Raw genomic sequence first — 10,353 nt, 5'->3', positions numbered from 1 at the left:
GCCCCGAAAGGGTGACGCCGAGACCAGCTAAGGTCAAGAAGGGTGAGTCCATTTCATTGGATTGAACGCCGAAGGTGTGATAATCCGGGTGTTTATTTCCCCAGGCTACGCGTTGAAGGGTCACTAGGTGGCGGGGCGGCCGCAGGAGCTGGAACTCTTTCCCTCAAGGTAGCAGCCCTCAGAGCAACCTCCCTCTCGCGCGCTTTCCTAGCTGCCAGCGCCCGAGCAGTAGCCTCGCGGTTATTCTCAAGATAGGGGTTCCCTGACAACAGGGACTGTGAGGCCGGGGCGCTGTGTCCTGTTTCCGCTTGAGGCGAAACAGCTGGCGGCAAGGGAGACGCCGCATTCTCCTCATCAACAGCGGCCCTGAGGCTCGCAAGCCGTGCCGCCCCCTCGGAGGGAATAGCCGGCGGTGAAGGAGGTGCTCGATGTCGCAGAGGCAGCTCTTCACTCCCACTGTTCACAGCCACATTAAAATCAATTCTACGTGCAGCCTCTGGGACCTGGGGAGCTGGCGTCAAGCGACCGGGAGCGAGATGAGGTTGAAAGTTCGCCCCACTATTGACCGGCGTGGTTTGTGTAGGAGGCGGTGGCGGTCCATCCGGACTATCAGTAAACCCTGTATACCTACCATCACGATCCGTTTCTCGTATTGCACGCCTACCCACATCAGCCGCAGAAACTGCCGTTGCTTGCGAAGCAAATGAAGCGGAGCAAAAACGAGTCGCCGCAGGCAAGGCAGCAAGCGAAGAAGAACTTTGATTCTGAAAATCTTGAACAAACTCCAAAAACAAAGCAGCAGAAGACTGATCCGATTGGTCTAGCAAGGCGGCGCGGCGCCTTTCTATATTCGCACTGTATACGGCGACTTTACTATCCGAAAGAGTGCCAGGAAGATCGAGCAAAACACTATTGCTTGTGTTAAGAGAAAAACTTCTTGCGATACGCGCAAGCTCCTTACCAGTCACCTCAAAAAGCTTAAGGACTTCATTGACAAGAGCAACCCCCCAAGAATCACGCTTCAGCTGATGATCAGTTGCGAAAGACGTTGCCTTCTCGTTGCCTTTCTCTAAAAATGTTTGAATAAATGTATTCAATAACTGAACATAACCGAAAAATATTTCAGAGAAAAAAGTCTCGTCAACAGCATCCCGGTCTCTCAAATTGAGCAATAACACTGACTTGAGCGCCTCATAATGAGAAGCCAAAGCTGAAAGGTCAAGATCTCGATCTTGAATTTTTGTATCAAAAATAACAGTAAGTCGCTGAAACATCACTGTGACGATTTCAATGCGTCCTAGGCTTGTGGCGCTATTATCGACAGGCACGACAGACACAGAACCAGCCCCATCTTCCGACAGTCTGACCGCTGCCGCTGTTGCCACATCATCATTAATATAACCTTTAATCCTACAAGCCGATGTCACATAAGTCTGCCACAAAGCCCCCACACGAGACTCAATAGCATTGGCAAGCTCAATAGCGCGCACAAGCAAATCTTCCGGCTCTCGAGGCAACGGCGTATATAACTGTTTGAGCTGTGGCAAAGAACTCCTAACAGCAGCAATCGACAAATGATGGCGCCGACTAATTTGATCAGCCGCAAGCCGAACCTCTAAACACTGAGAAAACACCTGGCGAATAAATTGGCGAAGATAGACAGCGCGCTCTTTGTTGGTTTTCTTTAGCCCATTAATGTCTTTAAGAAGCGTCTCCAAAGCCGAGAACCCTGTATGACCGATAGCCTGAGTCAAGCTCATGTATTTTTGTATGTCTTTAGGTTTTAAGGTCGCAGCAACACCACGAAGTCCAGGCGTTACAGCCGAGGTTTGGTTTGCTGAGAAGGCAGCGACGCGAGAAAACCCAAACGCACACCCCAGCTCCTGCAGCTCTTCTCCCAAAAAAGGCATGCGTATGGCCGAGCTATTCGCGCAAATTTCATTAAATCTCGCATTCTCAGCTCGAGCACTTGGTATCAAAAGGGCCCTTTGCCGCGCGATACGTTCACGCCGTTCGGCAGCCTCAATCGCGCCTCTAAGCTGAAGAATAGCAGCACCCAGTTTCTTACAATTAGCATTTAGCGTGGTTTCTTGCTGAGCAATGTCAGACACAGCAGCTTTATCTGCGGCTTCTAAACTTGCGCGAGCATTGCTAACAGCAGTGTCAGACAACTGAGCCGCAGCATCCAAACCTGAATCCTTTAAACCCAAAGCCGACAACTCAGTCGCAGTTTTACGCAAACGACCCAACTCTTTTGCAAGGCTTGCCTCCTTCTGAGCCAGATTATCGCGACATACAGCAACATCTCTACCCAAATCCCTTTTGAGCTCATTTAACCTACGCAGTTGTTCTTCACAGAGACTCTTTAAATCAGATAAACGATCTATTTCTTGGCGTATTTCACCAAGATTCGATGCCTCATTAATACGAGCAAATTCAACCGCGGGAATCTCCACCTCAACCGATATGACCGCAGGCGAACGGTAGCCCCGACAATCATCAAGAAACGCTCCATGTAGGCGTTTATAATCGTCGATTAAAACTCGTCGCCTGGATTCAGTGGCTTCACTTAAGAGCTGAGCCTGTCTTCTTTGAGCAGAAATTGCATCAAGCAACGCTTGTTGGTTTTCTTGAGCTTTCTGTGAAAGCGCACCAAGCTCTTGAATCATTGTTTCGTACTCAGCACGCAACTCGGCTAACTGACGTTCTAAATCCGCCAAGACCTGCCCCTGAGCTTGAATATCAGGAACTTTTAGACTGCTTTTACTGGACTCAAGCTGCTGCCTGAATACCTCAATCGCTGTTTTAAGCGCATCACGCTCTCGCTCAAAAGCCTGTTTTAATGTTTTCAGCCCCTGCTCAGCCGAAATCAAAAGCTGATGCTGCACATTACTATCGTTTATTGATTTAGAAAGGCGATCTAAATCAGCCTGGTACTCTGCCAACGCTCTAACACTGGCTTGAAGTTCTCGCGCACTTTTTCTCTCTAGACTTTGAATTGTTTCATTAAATGGCTTTGGAGTAGATTGATTAGCAAGACTCGATAAAAAATCTTTATATTGAGCAACCAGCCTATCGGAGCCATTTCTTACCTTCACCAACAAAGAGAGGCTCGATTGATGCGCACGCACACAGTTATCGTTTGCCCCTGTAAGCTGCTTAAGTGACTGCTCACGCTTTTGGGCCTCAGCTTCAAGTTCCCGAATTCTTCTTGGGATGTCTTGCAAACTCTGGCCAAGCCTTGTTTTTTCTGCTAAGAAAGCACCCTCTAAAGTCTTGCGATAGTCCGTTAGTAAATCATCAAGAGCCTGAGGTTTTTGCAAAACACTCGCCCTGTCCGGCAGCTGATCGCGAAGCGCCTCGACCGCCCCTCTAAGATCAGTGTCTTGCTGTGCTGTTTTTAGCGTCAACTCAAATTCAGCGCGGCATCTCTGAGAAAGGTCCATAAGGGTATCACACCGATCACACAAAGGCTGGTATTGAGGCTGCACATCTTGAAGCTGGGCAAGCAGTCGATCTCTCAACTTTTCAACTTCAGCAAATTTAGCCAAACTGCTCTGTACGGACCTAAGCTGTTGAGTAAGACCCCTCACATCTTTAGCAGGCGTTAAAGGTGGGACCTGCTGCACAACCTGTGCAATACTCGCCCTTAAAACGATTAGCTCATCCTGCGCAAACCTGCTTCGCTGTCCAGAGTATTCAGCCAAATCGGCCTCAAGCGCTTTTTTCTCACGAGCATAAGTACTGATCAAGCCATTCAAAGCGCTAATGCCCTGCTCAACTTTAGCTCGCAATGCACCGCCCAACTCTCCAAACTTAGTTTCAAGCGCAGCACGCACAGCCTTAAGCTCACCTTCAACTTCACCAAGCTCCGCCTTCGGATAATCAATAGCAGCCACTTGGTCAGCAAAACTTTCTTGAAGGGTTGCAAGGATGCCATTATCGGCCAAAGCGGCTTGAATAATCGCCTGAAGCTCAAGAATTGACTGAGGATTAATCTCTTGCTCAAACCCAGTTAACCTCTTAAGCAAATCAGGCAGTGTTGGGTTGTTTAATATTCTAAGTTTCTCACGAAGCTCGGCCAGCTGCTTCAAAGCAGTATCGCAGAGAGCATTAGCTTCGAACGCCAGGCGTTTCACGCACCCTCTTGCTTTGTTTAAAGCATCCAGCTTTATTTGAGCATCCGCCATTATAGTCTGTGCATTCAGCTGCCTCAGTTTCTCAGGGATTGTGTTGAGATTGTCATCGCCAGCAGACTTTACTCTAGCGATGCGATCAAGCGCAGAAGCACATGCCGTCTGAAACTCTCGACACGCTATAACTTCAGCCGTCACTTGATGTCGATGCTGATCCCTTAGATCATCCAGTTTACGTAAGAGTTCATCAATCGGCTGTCTCAGCACAGCAATATCATTCTCACGAATGGTGGCCTCAACCTCATAACGAAGCCTTGTAACACGCTCCTTACGCTCGAGAGCCTCTGACTTCTGCTCGCGCTCTTGCGCTGCTTCTAGCTCAGCTAACTGAACCTGCTTCGCTTTTACCAAGGCAAGCTTGGCATCGCGCTCGCGACGCAAGTTTTCAGGATTAACCGCCGTGAATCCAAGCTCCTGAGCATCATCACCAAGCTGTGCCTGAAAATTAGCCAGCAAGCCGCCATCGTTTAGAGCAGCCTCAAGTTCTGCTTGTAATTTAGCAAGTGCTGACGCATCGATGTTCGACGCTTTCGCAGATTCTAAAAGCTGAGCACCCCGGGCCCTCAGGTCTTTTAGCACTTCGCGCTGCGCGCTCAAGGCGTCCTTGCAAGCCGCCTGCATGCCTGAGACTTGCCTGGAAGCTTGAGATAATCTTTCGCCGGCTTGATTAAGCTCTGTCGCCATTGTATTCACCGATGTTAAAAAATCAGCCTGAGTTAATATCTTTATACTCTGCTCAGCTTGTTGAGAGCTTGTTATATTTTCTGGATTTATCGCTGCAATTTCTCCGCTAACACGAACATGCTGAGTCTTGAATGCTATCTCAGAAGCTTCAAAATTGGTTTTGGCTTTAATCAAACGAGATTGAGCTTCAGCCAAAGGCGCGAACGCTGCGGACAATGTTTTGTTGGCTTCATCGATCTGACGGCCATTAACAAGCTCACTGATGGTTTGTTGCAAATTCGCCAAATCACTCAAGCGTTGTTGCTTCGTTTTCAAACCTGCCAATACTTCAGCACACTGCAAATTCAGTGATCCAAGGTCAACGGCTGTTTCTGGCACTTCTGGCACTTCTGGCACTTCTGGCAGTTGCGACTGATTAATCTGAGCCTGATAATCCACCAAACCCGTCTCAATCATAACTCCAGAGCGCTGAACATACTCAGCCAACACAGTCCTCTCGAGAAAACCACATTGACGAGCTTTTTCTAACAAAACCTCACCGCTTGTTTTCAGCGCCTGTAACTCTTTTGCTGCACTATTCGCTTTATCAACAGCAGCTCGTTGTTTACTTTCTACAACCGCTTTCTTTTGCTCAAAATCATTTTTCGTATCCAAAAGCTTAGTTGACGCCCGACTCACATCAGCCAAAAAAACATCCTGTGCAAGACGAGCCAGCGCATGTTCAATATTAGTTAAATCATACTCCTGACGCTTCATAGCCTCGAGGTCGGCCAAGGCCTTATCACAGGCATTAGAAAGAACACCCTTTGCTTTCTCACACAGACCCGATGCGTCATGAACTGCTTTGCGTGCATCCTTTAAATTACCATGCGCAGTGTCAAGCTCACTTTCAATGTGCTTCAGTTCGTTTTCCTCAATAAGCCTTTCGATATCACGCTTAACTTCCTCACGAGCAAGCCTTTGAGCCTCTTCACGTTCACGCTTTTCAGCCTCCTCACGCTCGCGCTTGTTAGCCTCAGCTTCTGCTCTGGCTTTTTGCTCAGCTGCAAAATCCGAAAGCTCTCTAGCGCGATTTTTGGCGAGCTCTATCACTTCTGTCAATTCTCGACAATGAAGCTCTAATGCAGGCTTTCTCTCATCTTTTAACGAAGACCACAGCATCACCGTAAATGGTTTTAATTGATCAATGAGGTTGGCCACCTGCACATTTAAATCATGAGACCTCTGACTCAATGAGCAAACATCAACTTCATTAAATTCTTGAAGAGAAGAATCAATCGCTTGAAGCTGAGCAACCATGACCCTCAACTTGCTTGTATAACCGCCCACTCTCCCAAAAAAATCAGTCGTTTGTTCATCGCTAAAAACTGTATCAAGCTTTTCAAGCAATCTTTTTCTAAGTGTCAGCGATACTGCTAAGCGCTGTATTAAGCTGTCTATAGAAGCTAGAGCAATATCAGCCTCAGTTTGGCTACCAACCGTCTGAGTAATGATCTTCATGTTGCTTGTAGATTTTGCAGGCTGCGTCGCATAATCCAAAATAGCTTGCTCAAGCTCCTTTAGAATCTCTTCAATTTCAACCTTCTTGTTTCCATACGCTCCTACATTTGAGCCAAGTTCTTGAGAAAAAAAAGAAACGCTTTGCTTAATCGAGTCAAGCACAGCCGTTGACTCGCTTAACCTAACCTTTAGATCTTGCTGTCTTTTCGCTTCCGCCTCAGCTTCTCTAGCAGCACGCTCTTGAGCCAAACGTTCTAGCTCCTCGCATTCTTTGGCTTGTGCCTGTTCGCGCACAGCTGATAAACCTGATGCGAGCCCCTCCAGCAACACAAAACAAGGCTCGTCTTGTACAGTCGGCAAGACCGAAGCCAAACACTCACGAATATCCTTTTCACCCCGGATTATTTGCGAAGCAACCTCAACAGCAGAAGCCTCCCCCATCCCAAAAGTAATCAAACAATCTCTTAAGCCAATGAGTGCGACACCAATTTGGCCACTTTTAGCCTCGACTCTTGCCTCTGACTGAATGTATCCGGATAAATTAACCTCATTCGCTAGCCAATCAAGTAAATGATCTCGAATCCCTTCAAACGCTAACCTGGGATCTGCCCGATAGAAGTTTCTTGCCCTTATCAACTCAAATAGAACTTTGTATAGATTAAATGGTCTGTGTTCAACATCAGCTTGGCGCACTGCTGACGCCTCAGGCAGCTGGCCAGCTCCCGGTGGAGGTCGTCGCGCAGACAACGGGTTGAACTTCTCGCCAAAAGCCGCTGTTCTCGCCGCAACACTGTTGTTGTTTACTACGGGGCCCCTTTCAGCAGTTCCGGCATTCAGTGGCCCAGCTTCAGGAAAAAGGTCAGCACGATAAGCAATATTATTTTCTATTAAGAACCTGACGAAACCAGCAGCTGAGTTAATTTCCTGAAGACTATCGTACTGTTTCTCATGCCTTGCCGTTGCTTCTTTACACTCTCTCTCAGCCCTTTTGAGCCTAGCGAGCGCCATCGGGTCTGGCGCCTCAACTTGAACGGAAACCCTTGGCTTTCTGGTATAAACTGCTGTAGAAAAAAGACCCGGCTCTGGAAGATAGTAATCATCACCAAACAGATTCGCTAAACGTGGGTATAAGCGATCCGAAAGTGCTGCTGTTATACCGCAAAGCTCTGGCAATAGAGATGAGCCAAACTGGCTCTCAAAGTCACGGAAAGCCAGCAATAGATTACTAGGTTGACTTTCAAAGGTGCTTTCATTTTCACTCTGAGAAGGCTTTGCAAGCTCACTCAAAGCCCAGGACAAAAAGAAAATAGCATGCTCATGCGTTTGATACGACACTGGCAAAGCCTGCTCAAGCCAATAAACCAATAAATCAAAAACCAGATACTCTCTAACCTCCGGCGCAGATCTACTTATGGACTGATCTTCTCTTTCCCGAACTTTTTGATGTTCACCCAAAAGCGCAGAAACGGGTACAGCCCTCTCAGTCAAAAAGCGATCAAAGCCTTGAACATCCTCAAACCTTTTAATCATGGCCCGCATACTTTCTTCCAGATCATTCGTTTTTCTTAAACCAGAAGCGAAAACCAAAGCAAATGAAGCCGGTTTTTGAGACTCGCCGGGTTTATTTGCAATAAGCGAGGCCATGCGCTCAAGATTGAGCGCCTCAAAATGTGTGATCTCATAAGCAGCCTCGCATAATTTATCCAGCAGGCCCTGCGGAACATTGTCGTCAAGCTGAATATTAAAATCATCCGCTGCTTTGAGTTTTCTTACGATTTGATCAAATAAATCGAGAACTTGCTTTTTAAGATCAGTATTAAAATATTTTTTAATCGCACGCCAATAAGCTTCGTTGTGCTTTTCTCTAAATTCTAAAAGCAAGTCAGCGAGCCTTGCTTTCAGCTCACTCTGCTGACGCTTTAGCTCAACTATAGCCATTCGCTTGCTTTCATAGCTTTGACAAACAGATTGCTTAAAAGCCTCCAGTGCATTTTCAGCGTCTAGCGTTAACTTTTGCCTAGCCTTAACATACATGAACACACGATTATTTCTAGGATCGTTCAAGAACATTTTTAGGTTTAATACGCGACTATCTCTCAACCTAATATTTTCTTGAATTCTACCGAGTATAGTTTGATAAGCTCGTTGCACGACTACAGAACACGTGTTAGGTAGGCTCGCGGGGAAGCAGTTAAAAAAAACAGCCGCAGGTTCTTCAATAATAGGAGTGGCAGAGCGAACATCTAAGTTATACATAGTGATAGAAACCGAATGATCATCTAAGTTAACCGCCCCCATCGAAGCTAATTCACGCCCCATTTGAGCATTAAGTAACTCTACAGTTTTCCGAATTGCCCCTTCGGATTCGTCTATGCTGACCTTCAAGCTACTTAAGACAGCGTTATACTCACGCCACTCCTGCCATTTTTCAGGCCTAACTCCACGGAGCCCGCGTAAACTTGCAGAAAGCGTCTGCAAGTTTTTTTTGCTATTTTTCTCTTCCGGCAAAATTGCAGCTTCACTTTTAACAATATGCGCGCCGAGATCAGCAATTTTTTCACACAAAGCCTGAATCCGAGAAAACAAATCACTTGATTTTGTTTGCGCAGACTCAGAAGCCACCATCTCTCCATCATCATCGAACGCTAACGCCGGCGAAGGCAAAGAGGCTTTCGATTCCACAAGCTTACACTCATTTAGTTGCAAAGCAAAACACCCGGCAGTCAACTGAGCTGCCTGTAAAACCTGGCTCCTAACTTCTCCCAAGTGTTTACCCGCAACATCAAGCATCTCTCCAACCTCTTGAGCGACGCGATTCTCTTGGTCCGCATAGTAATCCAACATTTCATCCATGGCGCGAATCAAATCTCTCAGGAAAAAAGCAAAATCGCCTTCGCTTCCAGCCTGCAAACGCAAACAGTTTTTTCCATGAGTAAGCACCTCATACACACGTCGGTCAAGCCTCGAGAAATTTTGCTTAACTTCTTCAAGTAAAATAACATCAGCAGAAAAGTCATGAAAAGCAACTACACTACCCGGAGGCCTTTTAGCAACACCAGAGTTAAAAAAAGACAGTGAGCGATCTAACTCTCCCAAAACCTTAGTCAGTGCGGGCTTAAGAAACGAACAGTATTGAGTGAACCAAAGAGTAAACTTTTCTCTAAGTGTTATAAAATCCACATCACCATCAGGGTAATCTGAGTAGGCTAGAGTATAACTTCTTGGCCCCTGAGTTTCTGAAGACTGAAGTGAGGCAAGCTGCTGGCGAAGTTCACGATTTTGACGAGAAAGGTGCTCTATATCTGGAGTTGTAGACGGCAATGACTGAGTAGGGCTTTCTCTTAGTTCATTCAAGCTAGACTGGATTACAGAAAGCTCTTGCCTTGCTTTATCACGCTCTTGTGTGAGCTTCTCGATCTCTCCAGTTTTTTGATCTAAAGGGGAATTATTTAGCTCAGCAAGCTTCGCTTCAAGCTCTGCAACACGCGCCTTAGCCTGCGCAGCCTCTTCTCTCAAGCCACCGATAATCGCTTTCCTTTCAACCACCTGATCATCAGACACAAACAAAACTTGACAGCGATCCAACAACGCCTGCTTTCTTTGGTCAATATCGCGAGCCAACTCATCAAGGGCTTTTCGACGAGCACTCTCCTCCAAACCACTATCTTGCTCAACCAACTGTGAGCGCGTTTGAAGCTCGTTATCCAAGCGTTTGCTTTCAGCCTTGTAGGCTTCGAGCAACTTTAACCTGGCATCTTCAATATTACTTTCCAAGCCTGAACGCCTTGCCTGCAAACCGGGCAAATCAGCCTCTGCTTGCGCGTCACCAGCAGCTCGCTTTTCAAGCTCCTCTATCTCTCGATTCAGGCTAAACACCTGATCATCCAAGGATCGAAGAAGCGAGTCGCTAGTCTCAGGATGTGTTTCGGCCGTCCCTGCCCCCGAAACACACTCGACTGACGCGACAGCTAAT

At 46.9% G+C, this 10,353-nt stretch carries 1 pseudogene (only partly in view); it reads right to left on the bottom strand.

Going from position 1 to position 10,353, the window contains the following annotated elements:
* Nucleotides 1-92: 92 nt before the first annotated feature.
* A pseudogene (locus tag COV52_07630) lies at nt 93-10,353 on the bottom strand (hypothetical protein); it runs 1,358 nt beyond the window's last position.

The sequence above is a fragment of the Gammaproteobacteria bacterium CG11_big_fil_rev_8_21_14_0_20_46_22 genome, from assembly GCA_002796245.1.
Taxonomy (GTDB): Bacteria; Pseudomonadota; Gammaproteobacteria; order UBA12402; family UBA12402; genus 1-14-0-20-46-22.
This window is presented reverse-complemented; position numbering and strand designations above follow the sequence as displayed.